Raw genomic sequence first — 21,278 nt, forward strand, 5'->3', positions numbered from 1 at the left:
TGATTCGCTACTCAGTTACTGGGAAGCCTCTATCACGCATTAACGCTTTAACATCAGCGTCGCGTCCTCTAAAAGCACGGTATGCATCACTAGGGTCTACCGCATTACGTACGCTAAATAAATGCTCTACTAACTTAGCTGCTACATCAGCATCGTAAAAACCGCCCGGCGCTTCAGCAAATGCTTCTGCGGCATCTGCCGTTAGTACTTCTGCCCACATATAACCATAATAACTTGCAGAATACCCTTCACCACTAAATACATGACCAAAATGTGTTGAGCGATGACGCATAACTATCTGCTCAGGCATGTTTAACGACGATAATGTTTCGCGCTCAAATTTTTGTGCATCAATACCTGTAGGATCAACGGTATGGAATTTCATATCAACCAAAGCTGATGCTAAATATTCCGTCGTTTTAAAACCTTGATTAAACGTCGCCGCTTGCTTGATTTTAGCAATCAAATCTTCTGGCATTGGCTCACCTGTTTTATAGTGAACAAGATAATTATCAATTACGTCATCCGTTGCTAACCAATGCTCAAGTAATTGAGATTGAAACTCAGTGTAATCACGTACACCACTGTTTAATGTTGGGTAGGCAACTTTAGACGCTAAGAAGTGTAATGCGTGGCCAAATTCGTGGAAATACGTTTCAGCATCAGCCCATGAAATTAAAGTAGGTTGACCATCAACACCTTTACTAAAGTTTGAATTGTTCGATGAAAGTACATTTTTCTTACCTTCAAAAGTGGTATAGCTACGGTAAGTGGTTGCCCATGCACCTGAGCGTTTACCTTTGCGTGCAAAGGGATCTAAATACCATAAACCAATGTGTTCTTTACTGGTTTTATCTTTTACTTCCCAAACACGTACATCGGCATTAAATACCGGTACAGAGCCATCGGTAATTTCACTGAACTCAAAATTAAATAATCGCCCAGCCACATAAAACATAGCTTCACGTAATTTATTTAATTGTAAATACTGTTTTACTTCATCTGAATCTAAATTGTATTTATCTTTACGCACTTTTTCAGCATAAAAACGGTAATCCCAAGGCTCAATTTTCTCAATACCATCTTGGGCTTTACCAATGGCGAGCATATCAGCGACTTCTTCATCTACACGAGCAATGGCAGCTGGCCAAACTTTTTCCATCAATTCAATGGCATTGTTTGGCGATTTAGCCATGCGATCTTCCAAGCGCCATGAAGCATAATTTTTATAACCTAATAGGCCAACACGTTCATGACGAAGTTGTAAAATTTCAGCAATAATAGCATTGTTGTCAAATTCATCACCGTTGTTACCACGGTTATAATAGCTATTCCATACTTGTTTACGAAGCTCTCGCTCAGTTGAGTAAGTTAAGAAAGGGTCCATTGATGAACGTGTGTTAGTAATTGCATACTTACCGGCTTGATCACGCTCTTTTGCCGCTGCTGCCGCAACATCAATAATAGATTGTGGTAAACCACCTAATTGTGCTTCGGTTAAGTACAGTACGTAGCCTTCTTCATCTGCTAAAACATTATTACTAAATTGCGTATGTAAGCCAGCAAGTTTTTCATTAATTTCAGCGTAACGTTTTTTAGCATCGCCTTCTAACGTCGCACCATTACGCGCAAAGCCATTGTAGGTTAAATACACTAAACGTTGCTGTTCTGGCGTAAGGGTTTTCATTTCTTCGCCGTTATAAACCGCTTGTACACGAGCAAATAACTTTTCATTTTGATTTATTTTTGAAAAAAACGTTGAAAGTTTAGGTGCCATTTTCGCTTGAATTTCGCGAAACTCCGGCGTTGATTCATTTGAACGCCAAATACCATAATAGGTAAATATACGACTTAACACTTTACCTGTTTTTTCTAACGCCACTATGGTGTTATCAAATGTTGGTGGCTCAGCATTATTAGCGATAACATCCACTTCACTCAAGTTAATCGCCATGCCTTCTTCCATCGCAGGAATTAACCCAGCAAGTGACACTTTGTCAAAAGCAGGAACGCCTTGAAAAGGCCCCTGCCATTCGGCTAATAATAATGCTTTAGATTTTTCTACTTCAGCATTCATAGCTTGGCTTTCAGCTGCTACCGACGCTTTAGCACTAGTATCAGTTGCTTCATTTTTGGTGGTATTATTGTCTGCACAAGCCATTAAAAGACTTGATAATAAACATGTTGATATAAGAGTTTTTTTCATTAGATATCTCTGACTAAAATGGGCTCTTTCAATAGTAGTGATTTCAATATTTAATCACTTTGACAACTATTGATGTTACTAAAACATTATCAAGGTTTGAGTCATAATGAAATGGCTAGTCATGACGTTCACCTTAAATTGTATACAATTAAGCGTATTTACCTTGTATCTGTATAAAATTGCTTACAAATTTAGTGATGACTGTTAGATAACTTTATATCCATTGACCTTACTTTGATGTTAACCCCTGCCGATATTAACTCTTGGTAGAAAGCAGCGACATCGCATGATTGAAGCTGTTCGCAAACAATTACGTATTTCAAAACGCCTGGCTTATAACTTTGTAGTGCAGCTTTTTTAAACCAAAATAAAGCTTGTTGTAGATCCCTTTCTACATACTGACCTTTTAAATACATTTGCGCTAAATTAACCTGACCTTCATCAAAGCCTAACCGAGCAGATTGCTGCAATAACTTAAAAGCTTGGCTTACGTTATCTTCAATATAATTTGATTTAAGTAACGAGACTGCAGATATGTTTTCTCGCTTTCCTGGGATAAATAAACCAGAGTGACGAGACTTCTTTTCTGGGCTAACAAAATTGCCAAACAATTTATTTAATACCGGTCGCTTTACCAAATAAATTGCGCCTATTTGCCACATGTCTTTTATTTGAGTTTTGCTAAAGTTATAGCGCTTAGGCTCAAAATATTTTTGATACCTTAACTGTCCATATCGAATGCTATCTTTAAGTGATTTCTGCCTTAGGTAAAACATATTACCGTACCGCAGAGTAATTACATCGCCAGTTATATCTACAACCTTGGCCAAACGGTATTTCTCAGTGGGTCTAAGCGAGTCACTCAAAAGTCGAAAATCTAGAAAATATATATCATTAATTCTAGGTGCCTGAATATAGGCTGAGCTCTCATGCTCAAGCTGGGTTTCTTGATTAAAATAATGATTTATGAAGAATAATAAAGTCACTAAAACACATAACTTAAATAGTATTAAACGCTTATTCTCTAACAGATTTAACGCCGTTAAAGTTTTACTGAGCTTATATTTACTGAGCTCAGTGATATCTTCCCTGACGGTATTATTCTTAATATCCATATATAGCTCTACTAAGTGTCACTCAAATTTGTTGATATTTAGAATATACAGTAACTTTCGTAGATTACAATCCACCATATAGATTGCAGGTCAAAGTGCAATCCAAAACGAACAAGTTGAAAAGCATAAGTTACGTATACGTTTTTATTGATCTAATTCGAACAAATAAAAGATGGTTTCATTACAATTATAAGGGTAGATTATTCAAGTACTTTTATAGGGCAGAGCAATGATGCAAATTACCGACTTGCAAAAAGAAGAAAAAATTACCCCATTACTTCGTTTAGGGTTTCGGCCTTTTTTCCTTGGTGGTGCCATTTTCAGCGTTATTGCCATTTTACTTTGGTTATTAATGTATAAGGGTACTATCACTATTTCTCCTTTAGGTGGTGGCTACTGGTGGCATACTCATGAAATGGTTTTTGGCTTTGGCTGCGCTATTGTCGCAGGCTTTCTTCTAACCGCTGTTCAAAACTGGACAGGAGTTAGAGGAGCGCAAGGAAAGACCTTATTAGTACTATCACTACTTTGGATAGCCGGTAGAATAACTGTACTAGTACCAAGCCTATTGGGCGAAACGTTATCAACCATAATCGACTTAAGTTTCTTACCCGCGGTCGCTTATGTGTTAGCAAAACCTATTATTGCGATAAAGCAATATCGAAATTTATTTTTTGTACCTCTATTGCTGTTATTTACCTTAGCCAATTTAGAAATGCACTTGGCTTTGTATTACCCACAAACATTTTCCATCACTTTCTCAGCTTATGCTGGTGTTATGTTGGTAACATTTTTGATGTCAGTGATGGCGGGGCGAGTAACGCCTATGTTTACCGCAAACGGCACACAAACGCCAAAAGCCACACCGCTACCTTGGCTAGATAAAGTTACTAATGGCTGTTTGGCAATAGCGATGTTGTATTTACTCTTTCAACCTCTTGTTGGTTTTTCTACTACATTTTTTGGTGCTTTACTCGTTGTGGCAGGTATCTTTCAAGCAATACGTTGGTTAAGATGGCGACCTTGGATCACCCTTGGTGTCCCCTTATTATGGTCACTGCATATTTCAATTAAATTTATTGCTTATGGTTTAATTATTTTAGGTGCTAGTTACTTAGTTGTCGAAATACCCAGTAATCATATATGGCACTTACTTACCGTTGGTGGCATGGGCGGTTTAATACTTGCGATGATATCACGCGTTTCATTAGGACATACTGGTAGAGCATTATCACCACCGAAAGCCATGACTTATGCTTATGCATTTATCGCTATTGCAGCACTCATACGCGCATTTGGTCCATGGGCTTTGCCAGAGAAAACCTTAATATTTATTGATATCAGTGGTACCTTTTGGTTACTGGCATTTATTATTTTTATAATAGTTTATGCTCCTATGTTAGTGACCCCTAGACAAGACGGCAGACCAGGATAAAACTATGCATGCAGTATTTTTAGATAGTCAAACTTTTAGCTCACATATCGCATTAGGTGAAATAGAAAAACAAGTTACGCAGTTAACCTGTTTTGCTACCACCAAAAATGAAGAGATAGTTGAACGCTGTAAGTCAGCTGATATAGTGATTACAAATAAGGTTGTGCTTAGTGCTAATATTTTGTCACAGCTTCCTCAGCTAAAACTTATTTGTATTGCAGCAACTGGTTATAACAATATTGATATTGAAGCGGCAGCAAAACAACAAATTGCCGTCACTAATGTTACGGGTTATGCAGGCAACTCCGTTGCTCAATATGTAATGGCGCAAATGCTTGAGTACTATCAACAAACAAGTCATCACAATAACAATACTAAACAAGGGCACTGGCAAAAAAGCGATACTTTTTGCTACCACGGCAATGCAATTACCGAGCTTGCCGGTAAAACATTAAGCATTATCGGTTATGGAAGTTTAGGACAAGCGGTTTCTAAATTAGCAATCGCCTTTGGCATGAAAGTGTTATTCAGTGAAAGAATTGATGCGACAGAGATTCGACCGGGGCGAGTTAGTTTTGAGCAAGCCATTAAAGAGGCGGATGTACTCAGCTTACACTGCCCACAAACCCCCAGCACAGAAGGCCTCATTAATAGTGAAACACTAGCTAAATTAAAACCCAGCGCCATGTTAATTAACACTGCTCGCGGTGCATTGATCAACAGTGAAGATTTACTCCACGCGTTGAAAAATAAAGAGATTGCCTATGCTGTGCTCGACGTACTGGAGCAAGAACCGCCACCTGCTGATCATCCTTTACTGAACGCAGATTTAGATAACTTAAAAATTACCGCCCATATTGCTTGGGCAAGTAGTGAAGCACAGCAAAGGTTGATTAATTTACTCAGTGTTAATATTGCGGCCTTTAAACGTGGCGATATCTTAAATCGCTTAGAGTTGCACGATTAAACCTGCAAGTTTTCTTGTTTCGTAGAGCTGCTCTACTTAGGTGTAACGGCTAAAAATAGTTATCTTTAATTTTTCCATAGTGGAAATATCCCCACTGCCCTGCACGACGCAAAGGTGCAAAAGGGAATTTAGGTAAGGCTTGGTTATATAAAGGTAAATCGGGTGTTTTTTTACCCGCCACTTTTTCTGCTAACCGCTTACCTGCTTGTACTGAAAATGAAACACCACTACCACAATATCCCATGGCATAAAAAATATTGTCATAGCCACTGCCTTTTTCGCCTTGATAAATATGCGGGAGATCATCCAACGCCATACAAATCCAACCCGACCAAGCGTAATCATATTTCAATGTTTGCAATGCAGGAAAGCTGGTTTTTAACACAGATAATAAGCGTTGCGCATAATAAGGATCATCAGCATTTTTTCCAGTAATCGCCCCGCGCCCACCAAACAGAATTCGATTATCGGGTAGCTTTCGGTAATAGTATTTTAGCGCCCGAGTATCCATCACCACATTAGCACTTAAAAAGTTACAAGCACTCAGTTGCTCAATGGTTAGTGGCTCTGTCACTATTATTTGCGAAAGCACAGGTAAAGTTCTATTGGTGACGAGAGGGTGAAAACCTTTAGGGGTATAACCGTTCGTGGCAATAACCACTTTCTTTGCCTTGATATACCCTTTTGGCGTTGACAACAAAGTTCCCTTGCCTTGTTGATGCTCTACAAAACTCACAGGGGTTGAGGTATATACTTTCGCTCCAGCTTGCCTAGCGAGCTTTTGATAACCCCAAGCTAGTTTTAGTGGATTGAGGCCAAAACCATCTTGATAGCGTATAGCGCCATACGCATTTTCATCCGCCATATAACCTTGGTGTAACCCTTGACGAGACAAAACTTGCACATCATAGCCAAATATTTGCTGCTGTAATTTGGCTTGTGTTTGTAAAAATTTGAACATACTGGCTTTATGGGCAACTTTGATATAACCCGCTTCTTGCTTATCGCAATCAATACCTTCACTAATCAAGGCATTGACAGTATCGACACCTGAACACATTTCATTATAGATACCACGCATAACCGTCTCACCCCATTGGTTTTGCATGCTGGTATAAGGCTTTCGTCCTGAAGATTTCAAAATAAAACCTGCATTTCTACCGCTGCAGCCCCAAGCCGTTTGGTTAGCTTCAAAAACATGGGCATTTATCCCCTGCTCTCGAGCTAAATGCAATGCGCATGAAAGCCCAGTATATCCAGCACCTATAATGGCGACATCAACATCTATATCTTCTTGTAACGTACCATCGTCTTCTGGTGAATGGTGACTATGTCCCCCTGAGACATCAGCCCAATAACTTGTCGGATATTTATTGCCACAACCGGGTGACTTATCCACTAGAGGATCATACATACAGGTTTCTTCTCTATTACCTTTTAGTTTTGAGTTATAATACTGGCAAGCAGCTCATTCAACAAATGTTCAACAAATGCTCGAGAGAAAAAGTAGTGATAACATCGGCTAATATTATTTACAAACCGCTCACAGAAGATTATTTTCAACAAATCATAACACTTGCTAATCATGTTCATGGTGACGGTTACTTGTGTTTGAAGAAATTAACAAACTGGGTTGCTCGTGGTATTAGCAACAATATAAACAATAGCTATATTGCTCTACTTGAAGAGAACTCTCAGCAGAAACTAGTTGGCTTTCGTATCACATACGCTGCTGAGCACTGGCAAGCAGATCAATGGTGTAGCCCAAATTTATGGCAAGTTGAAAAATCACATTGCTGTTATTTTAAATGCAATACCGTTGATGAAAACTACCGAGGGTTAGGGATAGGTAAACAATTACTACAACTCTCTGTGGCTGCGGCCAAAAAACAAGGCGCAAAAGCTGGCGTCGCACATTTATGGAAACAAAGCCCAAATAATAGTGCCGTTGCTTATTTTACACGTTGTGGTGGTGAGTTAGTAAAATCTCATCCTGATAAATGGCATGAGGAAAGCAAGCAAGGATATAACTGTATTTTGTGTGGTTATGATTGTCACTGTGAAGCTGCAGAAATGATTATTTACTTCAACAAGTAATAGATAATGAATTAATCAAGGTTTACTTTTGCTGATAACCTAATCACCTGCTGTAATTCATGCTCAGATAACGCGCCATAAGCTCTAGGGTAACTCCAACCATAACCCCATCTAAAACTGGTCGGTAAATACGGTGTTCCACCCACGCGTACTCCGGCCAGCATCAAAGCTGCAATTGTCGGCTCACCTACTTTTGAGACACACATTTTTAAGCGCTTATCAGAGGCTAATCGTTGCTGGTAAGTTCCACCTTGCCAATAATCAAAGTCATGACGACGACAACAATCTAGCCATAAATGTTTTTGCTCAAAAGTACCATCTGGAAAGGCGCTACAACCGTCACTAGCAAATGGCTTTAATGAATTATCTTTTGCTAAAAGCACGGCGAAAATCAAACATACACTAATAATCGCTACGGCATATTTCAACATGGTAACAGCCAGTCGATAGCTTGTTTATGGTTAGCCAAAAGCCAAGAGTTAGCTTTTGAGAAGTGCTGACAACCAAAAAATCCGCGATAGGCAGATAATGGCGAAGGATGAGGGCCATTTAACACTAAATGTTTATCTGTATTAATATTACGGCCTTTCTTTTGTGCATGTGCCCCCCACAAAATAAAAACACAGCCATTATTATGCGCATTGAGTTGTTCAATAACCTGATCAGTAAAGGTTTCCCAGCCCAACTTTGCATGCGAATGTGCTTGTCCTTGCTTTACCGTTAAAACCGTATTAAGCAGTAATACGCCTTGCTGGGCCCATGACGTTAAATCACCATGATTTGGAGTCACAAAATCTTCTATATCGGTTGTCAGTTCTTTGTAAATATTAACTAATGAGGGAGGGACTTTAACGCCCTTTTGCACAGAAAAAGCTAAGCCATGAGCTTGATGCTCGCCGTGATAAGGATCTTGACCTAAAATAACCACTTTAGTGTCAGGTAAATCACTAAATTCAAAGGCACGAAATACAGATTCCTCGTCAGGGTAAATCTGCACTCCTTGTGCTCTTTGTTTTGCAATTTCAGCTTGTAACTGGCAAAAGTAATCTTGAGATTGCGCTTGAGCAATAACTTTTTGCCAGTGAGGTTTAATCACAATGCTTTATCAGCTACTTTAAAAGGTACGCACGTAACTGAGCAAAATCGCTACTCATGTCTTCTGACAAAATTGGCTCGCCAGCACAGTCAGCTAACTCTTTAGGTAGGCCAAGAGGTTGTCCTAAAATACTTTCAACAACTTCTTTGAACTTAGCAGGGTGCGCTGTTCCTAAAAAGACGCCAAATTCATTTTCTTGAGCACTGTACTGTAAGGCTTTATAAGCAACAGCAGCATGAGGTTCACTAATGTAACCAAGCTTACTCAATTGTATAACTGTTGATTGTGTTTGCTCTTCATCAATTGATACTGAACTTACACAGTCGTTCTCAACAATGCCTGATTTAAGCATATGTTCTACACGCGGCCAGTTGTTTGGATTACTAACATCCATCGCATTAGAAATAGTAGCAACCGTATTATTTGGTGACCATTCACCCGTTTCTAAATAACGAGGCACAGTATCATTAGCATTAGTTGCCGCAATAAAGCGCTTAATAGGCAGCCCCATCGCTTTAGCAAACAAGCCTGCAGTTAAGTTACCAAAGTTGCCTGATGGCACTGAGAAAACAATGTCACCCAAATCACTTTTAGCGCGAGAAAGCTGTGCTACCGCTTCAAAGTAATAACAAATTTGCGCTAATAAACGGCTAATATTAATAGAGTTTGCAGAGTTTAAGCCGATAGTTGTTGCCAGTTCATTGTCATCAAAAGACTGCTTCACTAATGCTTGGCAATCATCAAAGTCGCCATCAACACAAAGCGTTTCAATGTTATCTCCTAGCGTAGTAAACATCTTCTCTTGTAATAAAGATATTTTGCCTTTTGGATACATAATAACAACGCGAATATTATCGATACCATGAAAGGCATGCGCTACTGCAGCGCCAGTATCACCTGACGTTGCTGTTAAAATGGTTAATGGCTTTTCTTGACCTGTGGCTTTCGCGTCTTTAGCCACAAATGCTTGTAAACATTTCGCCATAAAGCGAGCGCCAAAATCTTTAAAAGCTAACGTTGGGCCATGGAATAATTCTAAAATAGCGCGATCATTGCTAATCGGTTGTAAAACTGCAGGGAAGTTAAAAGCATCGGTTACGATTTCTGTAAGCTCAAGCTCAGTTAAGTCTTCTTCAACAAACGGTAATAATATTTTCACACTACGCTCAACAAGCGGTAGCGCTAATAATTCATCAATATTGTCGAATTTAGGCATCGTCTTTGGAAAGAATAAACCTTGGTTTTTACCTAACCCTTGTTTAACCGCTTCAGCGTAGCTAACTTGCTGGTCATTCTCTTTTAAGTTATAAAATTTCACTGTCTGTTCCTGATAAATCTGTATTTTGTTCTATTAAGCGCGAATCACTCCCGCTTAGGATTATATGTCTACTGCGCCGGCTTCATCCACTTGACAAATATGAACAAAACCTAGTGCCGTTTGTAAGTAGTTTTCTTTCAGCCATTGTGCAAAATTTTCTGCATGCTGTGCGCTATCACAAACACAAAATAAAGTTGGTCCTGAGCCAGAAATCCCCACAGCAAGTGCACCTTGTGCTTTTAAATGATCATGTGCTTGTTGATATTTTGGTAATAACTCTGTTCTATAAGGCTCTGCTACCACATCCGTTAACACAGAGAATGCTTGCTCTTTATCTTGTCGATGACACGCATCTACAAAAGTCGCTAAATTTTGACCATACTTTATCACATCCGCGCGACTATAACTTGTTGGTAATACATCGCGAGCGGCTTTTGTTGATACTTCAATACCTGGGTAGGCCATCACATAATAACAATCACTAAAATCTGGTAAAACGCGACTTATAATGTCGCTATCAGGCACCATCAATTGCAAACCGCCCAAATAACAAGGAGCAACATTATCATAATGCAAGCTACCACTAATTTTCGCTTCCATTTCGCCAGTCATTTTTAGCAAAGTCTTTTCATCAAAACTAAAGTTTTCAAACTTAGCATAATAACTATTTAGCCCTGCTAATGCTGCTACTACAGAACACGCACTTGATCCTAAACCGCTACCAACTGGCATTTTTTTATCAAGTGTTAACAACAACTTAACTGGCGCTTTATCATTTACTGTTAATGCTTGATTAAACAATTGCAGGCAAGACCAAACAATATTGTCTTCTTTTGATTTTGGTAATTTATCTGCAAAAGAGCCAACAACAATAAGGTTGTCTTCCGACGCGGCTTCAACCGTTACCACATCCCCTAATAATGTGCCGTCAACAGGTTTAACAGCCAAACCTAACACATCAAAACCAACGCTAACATTACCGATAGAAGCTGGTGCAAATACAGAGACGCGCTGCTGAGATTTTACTGCATTACTCATTAGTGCTGTTGCTCCCAAGCAAGTGTTCTTAATAAATCACCAAACACACCTGCTGCTGTCACAGCTGCACCTGCTCCATAACCACGTAATACGAACGGTAATGGTTGATAATAACGACTATGAATGGCTAGGGCATTCTCACCATCTTTGATGCTATAAAGAGGATGATTTACATCAACAGCTTCAATAGAGACTTGACACTTTCCATCAACAATATTGCCTATATAACGTAACACTTTACCTTCACTTTTAGCCGCTTCAGAACGAGCACTAACGTCTTCGTCTAATTTTGATAGGTTATTCATGAACTCAGCTACATCGCCACTATCATCAAAATCAGCTGGTAAAACCGACTCAATATGAATATCTGATAACTCTAATTGCATACCAGATTCACGCGCCATAATAAGTAATTTACGGGCAACATCCATACCGCTTAAGTCATCACGCGGATCGGGCTCAGTAAAACCATTTTCTTTGGCTATAGCCGTCGCTTCTGATAGCGACATGCCCTCATCTAATTTACCAAAAATATAGGATAACGATCCTGATAATATACCTTCAAATCGTTGTAACTCATCACCTGCTTTGATCAGGCTTTGTAATGTATCAATAACAGGTAAGCCAGCACCAACAGTTGTTTCATATAAGAAACGGCGGTTAGTTTTTTGTGCTGCAGAACGAAGCGCCTGATAATATTGCCACGAGTCTGTGTTGGCCTTTTTATTTGGCGTAACAACATGGAAACCTTCAGCTAAGTAATCAACATAACTCATAGCCAATGCTTCGTTTGAGGTTGAATCCACTAAGACAGGGTTTATTAAATGATTATCTCGGACAAAAGATTTAATATTTTCAACATTCACTTCAAGCGAATTACCTGATTCTTGCCCTTGTTTAATTGCTGTCTGCCAGTTATCTAAATCAATACCTTCTTGATCAAAAACCATGCCTTTTGAATTTGCAATACCATACACTTTCAAGGCAATATTTTGTGCTTTTAAGCTAGCTTGTTGACGTGATATTTGCGCGATTAACTCACTACCAACAACCCCACAACCCACTAAGAACACATCAATAGTTGGTTTATGAGAGAAAAAGTTTTGGTGACTAACTTTCATGGCATCTGTACATTTGCGCTGTTCAACGACAACAGAAATACTACGCTCAGATGAGTCTTGTGCAATCGCAACCACATTCACTCGCGCTTGAGCAAGCGAGCTAAAGAATTTAGCCGCAACACCTTGTTGATGATGCATACCATCACCTACAAGTGAGACAATAGATAATTCGCCTTTTAGTGCTACAGGCTCAAGTAAACCATTTAATAATTCCAGTTCAAACTCTTCTTTTAAACTTTGTTCTGCACGTTGTGCATCCACGGAGTAAATACAAAAACTAATGCAATATTCACTTGATGACTGGCTAATTAACACTAAAGAAATATTTTCACGGCTCATGGTAGCAAACACTCGACTTGCCATACCAACCATGCCTTTCATGCCAGGCCCTGAGACATTAACCATAGTTAAATCATCAAGGTTGGAAATAGCTTTCACTTGTTTTTTCTGATCATTCTCATTGGAAATTAAAGTACCTGGTGCCGCAGGATTGCTAGTATTCTTAATTAAACAAGGGATATGATATTGCGCAATTGGACCAATAGTTTTTGGGTGCAGTACGCTGGCACCAAAGTAAGATAATTCCATCGCTTCTTGGTACGATAAATAATCAAGTAGCTTAGCTTCTTTAATCATGCGTGGATCGGCATTATAAACACCATCAACATCCGTCCATATCTCACAGCACTCTGCTTGCATACAGACAGCTAATACAGCTGCTGAATAATCAGAGCCATTGCGACCTAACGTAGTAATATTGCCTTCAATACCATCTTTATTAACACTCATGCCAATAAAGCCCGGCATTAATGAAATAGGATTTAAATTGTCGTAACAAGCGGCAAACTTTTCTTTTGATAAGACCAAATCTGCCACAGCATTAAGTGATGATTCACTAGTAAATAAAAACTTTTCAGGTGATAACAGCGATACTTGTAAGCCTGATGATTGTAATACCGAATCTAATATAGCAACACTTAAGCGTTCACCCGTACTAATGACACGTGCGCGGATATGATCTGGGCAATAAGTCAACATAGTAGCGCCTTGCATATAACGCTGAAGTTGATGCTCGTAATTGATTAATGCTTGCTCACAATGTTGTGAATTAAAGTCAGGTAAGCTTGCTGATAAGTCTTCAATAATGGTAGTAATTGCGCGTTTAAAATGACCTAAATCAGTAACTAACTTTGCTTCGTCAGTAATATTTTCTGCCATAGCCACCAAATGATTGGTTACACCTTGGGGCGCAGAAACAACAACAGCAACTTTCGACTCTTTACTTTTATCTCTGACGATATCAGCAACTTGACGAAAACGTTCTGCTGAAGCCAGCGATGAACCACCAAATTTAAGTACACGCATGATTTTTCCCTTTCTAAAAACAAAAAGCCCGCAACTTTTCAGGTCACGGGCTTGGATAAAATTTGTATTTTTTACACGTTAGCCAGCGACCGCCATCCCAATTCGGGTGGTGGTTGTAATAATGGTAATGCGGCTAGTAGTAATATTCATGGCTGATAAAATGCCTGATTTGTGGCTAGGTGTCAACCTTTAATGGCATAGTCAAATCAGAATAAAAAGTTATAGGCTATGAATAATTAATCAAAAATAAATAGATAGTTATTCACTTTATTAAAGCGACCCATGAAAAGCTAGGCCGCTTTCTAGGGCAATAAGACAGATATTAACTTGCTAATATATAATAAAAGCTGGCAACAGACATTACTGTTGATACTGTGTATATGAGCGCTGTACTTATACTATGAGTATTAAATTTCATCACGATTTCCTCTGCACGATTTCTCTGCACTTTGTCAGTGAGTGTCAATAAATTGTGCTTTATACTTCAAAGCATTGAAAAACTAAGAAATAAGCTAATTTCATGCCACTATGTTTTTGGATGAGGTGATGATAAAACAATCACAACTAGCTAACTGTAATTAAGCGTTAACCTGAAGTGACAGTTTGTATGAGGGTTGCACTAGATGTCTTAGGGTAATTGCCAAACTAATTGCGGCTGATAATCTTTAAGCCATTGCTTAGCATGTCTGTAATCAGGGCAGTGTTTAGCAACTAGCTGCCAAAAATTGGCTGAGTGATTAAGATGACGTAAATGGCATAACTCGTGAATAACCACATAATTAATCACATGCTCAGGCAACATCATCAATAAATAATTAAAGCTGAGTTCGCCTTTATTGTTACAACTCCCCCAACGAGCGCTATATTGACGTAATTTGATATGTGACGGTTTTAGCTGAGTTAGCTCACTATAATAATTCACCTTTGAGGTAATAAGCGCTTGCATTTCTTGCTTAAAATAACGCTCTAGATGTTTTTTAACCGCAACACGTAAAAGCGCCTGATCACGAAACTTTTCAACATAACGCTTGGCAAGAATAACATGCAGCTCTGATTGTTTTTCATGGTGTTCAATAAGGCAAGTCTTTGCGCTGCTAGCAAAAGAAACTTTTAATCGTACTAACTTACCCAACAGGAACAATTGATCGCCATGATTAAAACAAAAACGTTGTTTAACTCGTTGCGATTGTTCTCGTACTTTAGCTTTTAACCAAGTTAACTTTTCTTGAATTAACTCATCGATAAATTTGCTATCGACAAAATGAGGCGCACGGACCAACACTTTACCTTGTTGCACTTGTAAAGAAAGTGTTTTGCGTCGTCCACTTCGAACAACTTTATAGTCAATCATGCTTAGTATTTAGCTTGCTTCACTTTTAGCTTGCCTCACTAAGCTTTGGCTTTTCTGTGGCTTTTTTTCTTGGTTTAGCTTTTACTTCAGCAACAGGTTTTTCTTCTGCGCTTTCAGTTGCAGGGGGTACCGGCTTTTTGGCTGGCTTTTTCGCAAGTAAGGCAACCAATACTTCTTCTCTGTGTTGTGCTAAATAAATACTAAGCTCTTCACTCACTGAATCTGTCATTTCTATCGGCGCATTTGCAAAGACATCAGCCAAATTATCAGCCATATCCAACATTTTATCGTATTCATCTGCTGATTTCTTATCCATAAATGTTTTTGCCTCCACCCCGTGTCTAATGACGACAAATCTACTTTCAACTGCCATTGTTATTCCTTAGTCATGTTAAAAGAAAAAGTTAAAATTACTTTAAAGAGCATATCACAAACCGCTCAAAACTGTACATAAAAACAGTGTTCATTTGAATTAAATCAAAAAATAATTATAAAACAATCAAAATAGACTGCGTTTCATCTCACGTTAAATTACAACTACAAAGCTTTTCGTATGTCAAATTATTTACAAATGTAAAATCTTTGAAACAACTACACAATTGATTTTAAACGATTGAACAAACTATCAACAACTTAGCAAATTACACCGTAAAATTAATGTTTTTTTACTTACATCCACAAGCAAAGCGTTAACAACTTTTTTTCAAAAATATTCCACTATTATATTGCGTGTTGCATTTGGGTAACACATTGATTAAATATTACGGAGCATATCATGAGAACATTAAAAACAACGCTTATTGCACTGGCCACAGCGATTCCAGCTTTAACATTCAGCTTATCAAGCCAAGCCGCTATGAGCCCTTATATGAAAACAGCGCTTGTTGATGTATGTAAAGCAGCAATGAGCAATAAAGTTCATCGCCTAAATCGCACAACTGATTCATATCATTTAAAAGACAAAACAGTTGCTTTAAAAGTAATGTGTAATGGTGAAGACATTATTAGTTTTGCTGAAAACCGTGGCGCAACTAAAACAGCAGCTAAATTACAAAAAAGTATTGGTAACGTTAGTATTATTGATACTGCTGCCACGGCTAAACTAAACGTTAGTTTCACAGAGTAAAGTATAGAGAGTTGGGGCATGAGTTATTAAACAAGAGCACTCTACTAAGTGACTGAACATTAGTGGTAGTGGGTGCTCCGTTTAATGGTATTTACTGATAACAAAAGCCGATAACAAACCTAATCTCCAAATATTTTTTCAAACCAAGAGCGGTTATCTACTTTCTCTTTTAAACACTTATTAGTTATTTGAATACCTAAAGAGATTGCAGGATAATTAACCATATCTTCGCATTCAGCTGCTACAGCATTACCTGTTTGTAACTCAAATTGCGTCATAGCAATTGTTGCTGGTTTCACCCTAACTTTATTAACGACACCCTGCTTTTTCATATAATCGGCAAATAACACTAAAGCGCCTGAACTACCGGTTAATTGCGTTGATCTATTATCATCATGGCCGAGCCATGTTGTAACCAAATGCTTATTATCATAACCAACAAACCAACTATCTCTGAGATCGTTACTTGTACCTGTCTTCCCAGCAAGTTCTCCGCCTTTAACCCGCCAAGATAACGACCTTGCAGTTCCGGCTTTAGTCACTTGTGTTAAAGCGTAATCAATCAAATAAGCGGCATTAGTTGATAAAATTTGTTCTGGTTGTTCTTCAAAACGCCAAAGTGTTACACCATTGTTAGTCACAATGGTGTTTATCGCGTGTGCTTTTAACGATCGCCCTCGATTCGCTAATGGTAAAAATAATTGATTTATTTGCCATGGGGACATATTAATTGCCCCAAGCAACATGGATGGCCTAACTACAATATTTTCAGTGTTACCTAAAGAATCCATCATATTCACAATATTGTTTAAACCTAACTCCATACCTAAATTGACGGTAGGAATATTTAATGATTTCACTAAACCATCAATAAGCGGTACTTGACCACGGTATTCACCATCATAGTTTTTAGGTTGCCATTTTTGTCCTTTTTCACTACTTAAGGTAATAGGCTTATCTTCTAATACAGTGGCTAAATTATAGTGCTCATAGCGCTCGAGTGCGGCTGAATAAATAATGGGTTTTATTAAAGATCCTATGGGACGATCTACATGCAAAGCGCGATTAAAACCTGCATAACCACTTTGTTTATCTGCTACTAAGGCACGAATTTCTGCAGTTTCGATATCTGTTACTATCATGGCTGCTTGTAAGGCACTTTGCTGATATTGCTTTTCTAATACATTTAATTGTTCTGCAACGGTTTGCTCTAATAATTGCTGACTCAAATGTGAAAAACCCGTGAAGACACGAAGGCCTGACTTTTGCTGACTCTCAGTTAATTGCTGATTCAACTCTTTTTTAACCAATTGCAGATAAGCTGGGTAATTTTGGTTTTTAAAACGGCGTTGTTTGCGAATGTTTAATGGCGATGAAACCGCTTGTTCAAATTCAGCTACCGATAAAAAGTTTTGCTCAAGCATCAGACGTAAAATTAAATCACGTCTCGCTTTGGCTCTATCAGCTCTCTTCCAAGGATCATAATAACTGGGCCCTTTTACTTGGGCGATTAACAATGCTGTTTGCGCATTCGTCAGTTCTTCGATTGGCTTACCAAAATAAAACTTAGCCGCCAAACCAAAACCATAAATACCATGAGCATAATGTTGCCCTAAATAAACTTCGTTTATATAAGCCTCAAGTAATTGATCTTTGCTGTAGCGCACTTCAATAATCAATGCCATCAGCGCTTCTTTAAATTTTCTCGTTAACGTTCGCTCCCGCGTTAAAAACATATTTTTAACAAGCTGTTGGGTAAGCGTACTGCCTCCTTGAACTGTGCGACCAGCCGCTAAATTACTATATAAAGCGCGCAGTATGCCTAGAGGAGAAATGCCTTGATGATGATAAAAATCACGATCTTCAACTAAAAGCAAAGTATCAAGCAATAACGTGGGTACATTTTCAAGTTCAACTAAAACACGATCTTCTTTGTTGTCGGGCACTAAACGGGCTAATAAAATAGGCTCAAGTTTTACGGAATCTACCGCAGCATTATCGATAAAAAGTTGACTGATCCTGCCCTGTTCAACATCAATGATGAGCTGTAATGCTTCGTTGCTTTCCCCTACATTCGCATGAGGAAAGTCAAAGGCTCGACGGTAGATAATTAACCGGTTATCAGACTGTGTAAACTGACCGGGAATACTTACTTTAGCTACCTTTTGATAACCGTTAAGTTTCAATGTTTCTGCAAGTTGATTGATACTCGCTGGAGTGCCTATATATAACTGCTCTATTTGACCATAAATTTGTGCGGGAATTTGCCAACGTTGGCCTTCAAATTTCTTTTGTACTTTCGCGTCTAGATATATAGTGAAGAAAAAGACAATAAAAATAATCGCGACGATAAGCTTTGCACTCGTACTTAATAGCCAGCTTACCCAAGATTTATTACTTACTTGAACTGCAGGTTTACTGTTTTTTTTCTTTGTTACCATTAATTTGTTAAGTCCTAATCTTATCTTGCTGGGTTATTCTCAATATGACGCTTGGTTTTATTGGTTGCTTTTGCATTAGCAGGATCATCAGGCCAGTAGTGTTTGGGGTAACGACTTTTCATCTCTTTTTGTACAGCTTTATAGCTGCCCGCCCAAAACTGCTCAAGATCTTGTGTGACTTGAATAGGCCGTTGTGCGGGCGATAATAACTCTAAAACAAGCGCTACACCACCCTTGTTATTCATCCGGTTATTATTAGTTAGCCCGACTTGAGGTGTGTGCTGTAAACCATATACTTCTTGCATGGGTAGTGATACTTTCGGGGACTTTTCTTTTCCGTAAGTGATTGGACACTGCCGCCCAGTAGGGCCAGTATAATGTGTCGGCGCAGCTTGCGATAATATTTGTTGTTGTTGATAGTCTAATTGAGACAATAACATGTTAGATAAATCAAGTTTAGCCAACTTAGCTTTGGATCGTATTTCACCAACAAACGGTGCAAACCAGGTCGATAAATTGTCAAGGAGAAACTGCTCGGAGATAAGCGGTAAATTATATTCTGGGAAGAAGCTTACCAACCACTGCCAGCGTGCTTTTAGGGCAATATCTTTAGGTTGCCAAGATAATACTTTTAAGCCCTTTTGACGCACATAATCGCACCACATCTGAATGATAGTTTCTGTATCAATTGTTTTATTTGAGATAGTTTCAGATAAAACCAGTGCCGCAAGTTTCACTTGTTTTCTGACAAGAATCTTGCCGCTAACATCATCAAACAGTGCTAACTCTTGCTCAACAATATCTTTAGTAAACACTTGCTCAATTTGAGCTAACTCAATCCTTGCAGCCAAACGAACCCGTAAAACATTTTGAACTTTCATTAAATCTGCAACAAGAATAAAAGGCTCAGCCGCCATCATATCTTGCTCATCAATGCGAACACCTTTACCGTTAGCACACACATAGTCTCCAGACGAATTTCTTGTTATTGCAACTCGCTCTGGGTAAGCATACGCCAGTAATAACCCCGTCATTTCAACGGGTAATTGCCTAAGCAAAGCACTAATTTTATGTTGACTGAGTTTTACACTTTTCGCTAATGCGTTCACTTGCTTAACAATATTACTCACAACACCATAGGGCTTATGCCAAGAAGCGATTAATTGCTCAATACGGTGACTGATATCACAATCACATTGCGCTTTGTCTTTCGATAAAATATCTCGCTCTTCCAAAAGTGCCGTGAGCATACAAGCCAGTAACGCACTCTTGTCATCTATATTTTTGGCTTGAATCAGCATATGCGCAAAACGAGGATGACAAGGCAGTTTTGCAACTTGTTGGCCATGCTCTGTTAACCTGTGTTGCTTATCAACGATCGCCAAGCTTTGTAATTCTTGCCATGCTTGTTGTTCTTTAGTTTCACTAGGGAATTCTAAAAAAGGGAGCTCTGCTAGACGACTCACACCCCAACGAGCAACCTCAATCAATGTTGGTAATAAATCGGCTTGTTGAATATCATGGCGACTTTGCTCAGGCCTGCGCTGAAAATCATCTTTTGAATATAAACGAATACAGCGTCCTGCCATTAAACGACCTGCACGACCTGCCCTTTGTATGGCTGATGCCTTTGAAATTTGTTGCTGGTTCAATTTATTCATTAAGCTAGCCGGGTCATAAATAGCCAGCTTTTCAAAGCCACTATCTATAACCATATTCACCCCTTCAATCGTTAAAGAGGTTTCTGCGATATTGGTGGCAAGTACTAATTTTCGCTGCCCTAAGTCACAGGGTTTTATCGCTTGTTGCTGTTGTTGTAAGCTAAGGTCACCAAATAACGGGCATAAAAGTAAATCGTCAGGACAATACTGCTCAAGAGCTTGACTAATAAAACGAATATCACCAACACCGGGTAAAAAAACCAAGATAGAGCCTTGGTGCTCAATCATTTGCTGCTTAATCACGCTTATTGTATGGTCACGCCAGCGTTGTATATTGGCAGGTGCTTGATAACTGTACTCAATAGGAAAGTTTCGACCGTCGCTTCTTAAAATTTTGGCATCAGGTAAAGCGTCAGTTAAATATTCAATATCTAAAGTCGCTGACATCAACAGTATTTTTAACTCTTCACGTAATCCCTGCTGAATATCGCGTGCTAATGCAAAAGCAAGATCGCCATGCAAAGAACGTTCATGAAATTCATCAAAAATCACTAATGCACACTCACTAAGCTCGGCATCGCGTTGAATTATTTGCGTTAATATACCTTCTGTAATTACTTCCAATCGTGTTTTTTCGGAAACTTTGGTTTCATTTCTTAACCGATAACCTATGGTATTTCCTACCGGCTCATTCAGTTGATTGGCTAAATAGGTAGCAATATTTTTCACCGCCAATCTTCGCGGCTGTAGCAAGTAAATCTTTTGTTGAGAAAATTCTGTAAGTGTCAACAGCCATAAAGGTAAGCATGTCGATTTACCAGCGCCCGGCGGCGCCGATAATATCACCATATTATCAGTGGTGATGGTCTGACAAAATTGAGATTGAATAGCGTTTATAGGTAAAGACACGGTACTTGACAAAAACACAGCAAAAAAGTGAC

At 38.8% G+C, this 21,278-nt stretch carries 16 protein-coding genes; 4 read left to right on the forward strand and 12 right to left on the reverse strand.

All coding sequences use genetic code 11. From position 1 onward, the window contains the following. Positions 1–7: 7 nt before the first annotated feature. A complete protein-coding gene (locus AC27GZ_RS12985; protein WP_487095627.1) occupies positions 8–2,206 on the reverse strand; it encodes a M3 family metallopeptidase in 2,199 nt (732 codons plus the stop codon). Between the two features lie 191 nt (positions 2,207–2,397). Beyond that, positions 2,398–3,321 carry a tetratricopeptide repeat protein gene (locus AC27GZ_RS12990; protein ID WP_487095629.1) on the reverse strand — a complete coding sequence of 308 codons (924 nt, stop codon included), beginning with the start codon at positions 3,319–3,321 and terminating at the stop codon, positions 2,398–2,400. A 229-nt stretch (positions 3,322–3,550) separates the two neighbouring features. Here AC27GZ_RS12990 and AC27GZ_RS12995 point away from each other — a divergent pair, with 229 nt between their 5' ends. Together AC27GZ_RS12995 and AC27GZ_RS13000 are read left to right on the forward strand one after the other, a co-directional pair. Beyond that, complete coding sequence (locus tag AC27GZ_RS12995; RefSeq protein WP_487095630.1) at positions 3,551–4,756, forward strand: NnrS family protein; 1,206 nt, start codon at positions 3,551–3,553, stop codon at positions 4,754–4,756. Positions 4,757–4,760: 4 nt separating this feature from the next. Next, positions 4,761–5,723: a D-2-hydroxyacid dehydrogenase gene (locus tag AC27GZ_RS13000; protein WP_487095631.1), complete on the forward strand. Its 963-nt coding sequence runs from the start codon at positions 4,761–4,763 to the stop codon at positions 5,721–5,723. Positions 5,724–5,772: 49 nt separating this feature from the next. Here AC27GZ_RS13000 and AC27GZ_RS13005 read toward each other — a convergent pair whose 3' ends face one another. Then, the gene (locus AC27GZ_RS13005; RefSeq protein WP_487095632.1) at positions 5,773–7,137 is read right to left on the reverse strand and encodes an NAD(P)/FAD-dependent oxidoreductase; all 1,365 of its coding nucleotides are present in this window, start codon (positions 7,135–7,137) and stop codon (positions 5,773–5,775) included. Between the two features lie 95 nt (positions 7,138–7,232). On the opposite strand from AC27GZ_RS13005, the gene AC27GZ_RS13010 reads away from it, so the two are divergent. Continuing rightward, on the forward strand, positions 7,233–7,820 hold the full coding sequence (locus AC27GZ_RS13010; protein WP_487095633.1) for a GNAT family N-acetyltransferase: 588 nt from the start codon (positions 7,233–7,235) through the stop codon (positions 7,818–7,820). An 11-nt stretch (positions 7,821–7,831) separates the two neighbouring features. On the opposite strand, the gene AC27GZ_RS13015 is transcribed toward AC27GZ_RS13010, so the two are convergent. The 7 genes from AC27GZ_RS13015 to AC27GZ_RS13045 all read right to left on the reverse strand — a co-directional run bounded on the left by AC27GZ_RS13015 (position 7,832) and on the right by AC27GZ_RS13045 (position 15,482). After that, complete coding sequence (locus AC27GZ_RS13015; protein WP_487095634.1) at positions 7,832–8,251, reverse strand: hypothetical protein; 420 nt, start codon at positions 8,249–8,251, stop codon at positions 7,832–7,834. Beyond that, positions 8,245–8,916 carry a uracil-DNA glycosylase gene (gene ung, locus AC27GZ_RS13020; protein ID WP_487095636.1) on the reverse strand — a complete coding sequence of 224 codons (672 nt, stop codon included), beginning with the start codon at positions 8,914–8,916 and terminating at the stop codon, positions 8,245–8,247. The genes AC27GZ_RS13015 and ung overlap by 7 nt, the downstream gene beginning before the upstream one ends. 13 nt (positions 8,917–8,929) lie before the next feature. Beyond that, positions 8,930–10,234 carry a threonine synthase gene (gene thrC / locus AC27GZ_RS13025; RefSeq protein WP_487095638.1) on the reverse strand — a complete coding sequence of 435 codons (1,305 nt, stop codon included), beginning with the start codon at positions 10,232–10,234 and terminating at the stop codon, positions 8,930–8,932. Between the two features lie 60 nt (positions 10,235–10,294). Beyond that, a complete protein-coding gene (gene thrB, locus AC27GZ_RS13030; protein ID WP_487095639.1) occupies positions 10,295–11,272 on the reverse strand; it encodes a homoserine kinase in 978 nt (325 codons plus the stop codon). Beyond that, on the reverse strand, positions 11,272–13,758 hold the full coding sequence (gene thrA / locus AC27GZ_RS13035; RefSeq protein ID WP_487095640.1) for a bifunctional aspartate kinase/homoserine dehydrogenase I: 2,487 nt from the start codon (positions 13,756–13,758) through the stop codon (positions 11,272–11,274). The genes thrB and thrA overlap by 1 nt, the downstream gene beginning before the upstream one ends. 628 nt (positions 13,759–14,386) lie before the next feature. Continuing rightward, positions 14,387–15,109, reverse strand: coding sequence for a M48 family metallopeptidase (locus AC27GZ_RS13040; RefSeq protein ID WP_487095641.1), 723 nt, complete (start codon positions 15,107–15,109; stop codon positions 14,387–14,389). A gap of 25 nt (positions 15,110–15,134) precedes the next feature. Next, the gene (locus AC27GZ_RS13045; RefSeq protein ID WP_487095642.1) at positions 15,135–15,482 is read right to left on the reverse strand and encodes a YebG family protein; all 348 of its coding nucleotides are present in this window, start codon (positions 15,480–15,482) and stop codon (positions 15,135–15,137) included. A gap of 402 nt (positions 15,483–15,884) precedes the next feature. On the opposite strand from AC27GZ_RS13045, the gene AC27GZ_RS13050 reads away from it, so the two are divergent. After that, positions 15,885–16,235, forward strand: a complete 351-nt coding sequence (locus AC27GZ_RS13050; RefSeq protein ID WP_487095643.1) for a DUF3718 domain-containing protein — start codon at positions 15,885–15,887, stop codon at positions 16,233–16,235. Positions 16,236–16,354: 119 nt separating this feature from the next. On the opposite strand, the gene mrcB is transcribed toward AC27GZ_RS13050, so the two are convergent. Both mrcB and hrpB read right to left on the reverse strand, forming a co-directional pair. Then, positions 16,355–18,676, reverse strand: coding sequence for a penicillin-binding protein 1B (mrcB, locus tag AC27GZ_RS13055; RefSeq protein ID WP_487095644.1), 2,322 nt, complete (start codon positions 18,674–18,676; stop codon positions 16,355–16,357). A 20-nt stretch (positions 18,677–18,696) separates the two neighbouring features. Further along, a complete protein-coding gene (gene hrpB, locus AC27GZ_RS13060) occupies positions 18,697–21,246 on the reverse strand; it encodes an ATP-dependent helicase HrpB (protein ID WP_487095645.1) in 2,550 nt (849 codons plus the stop codon). Positions 21,247–21,278 lie beyond the last annotated feature (32 nt).

Source organism: Colwellia sp. SU-HH00943 (genome assembly GCF_057546125.1).

Coding starts and splice junctions, on each gene's coding strand:
- AC27GZ_RS12985 (WP_487095627.1), bottom strand. CDS start 2,206: ATGAAAAAAACTCTTATATCAACATGTTTATTATCAAGTCTTTTAATG.
- AC27GZ_RS12990 (WP_487095629.1), bottom strand. CDS start 3,321: ATGGATATTAAGAATAATACCGTCAGGGAAGATATCACTGAGCTCAGT.
- AC27GZ_RS12995 (WP_487095630.1), top strand. CDS start 3,551: ATGATGCAAATTACCGACTTGCAAAAAGAAGAAAAAATTACCCCATTA.
- AC27GZ_RS13000 (WP_487095631.1), top strand. CDS start 4,761: ATGCATGCAGTATTTTTAGATAGTCAAACTTTTAGCTCACATATCGCA.
- AC27GZ_RS13005 (WP_487095632.1), bottom strand. CDS start 7,137: ATGTATGATCCTCTAGTGGATAAGTCACCCGGTTGTGGCAATAAATAT.
- AC27GZ_RS13015 (WP_487095634.1), bottom strand. CDS start 8,251: ATGTTGAAATATGCCGTAGCGATTATTAGTGTATGTTTGATTTTCGCC.
- thrB (WP_487095639.1), bottom strand. CDS start 11,272: ATGAGTAATGCAGTAAAATCTCAGCAGCGCGTCTCTGTATTTGCACCA.
- thrA (WP_487095640.1), bottom strand. CDS start 13,758: ATGCGTGTACTTAAATTTGGTGGTTCATCGCTGGCTTCAGCAGAACGT.
- AC27GZ_RS13040 (WP_487095641.1), bottom strand. CDS start 15,109: ATGATTGACTATAAAGTTGTTCGAAGTGGACGACGCAAAACACTTTCT.
- AC27GZ_RS13045 (WP_487095642.1), bottom strand. CDS start 15,482: ATGGCAGTTGAAAGTAGATTTGTCGTCATTAGACACGGGGTGGAGGCA.
- AC27GZ_RS13050 (WP_487095643.1), top strand. CDS start 15,885: ATGAGAACATTAAAAACAACGCTTATTGCACTGGCCACAGCGATTCCA.
- mrcB (WP_487095644.1), bottom strand. CDS start 18,676: ATGGTAACAAAGAAAAAAAACAGTAAACCTGCAGTTCAAGTAAGTAAT.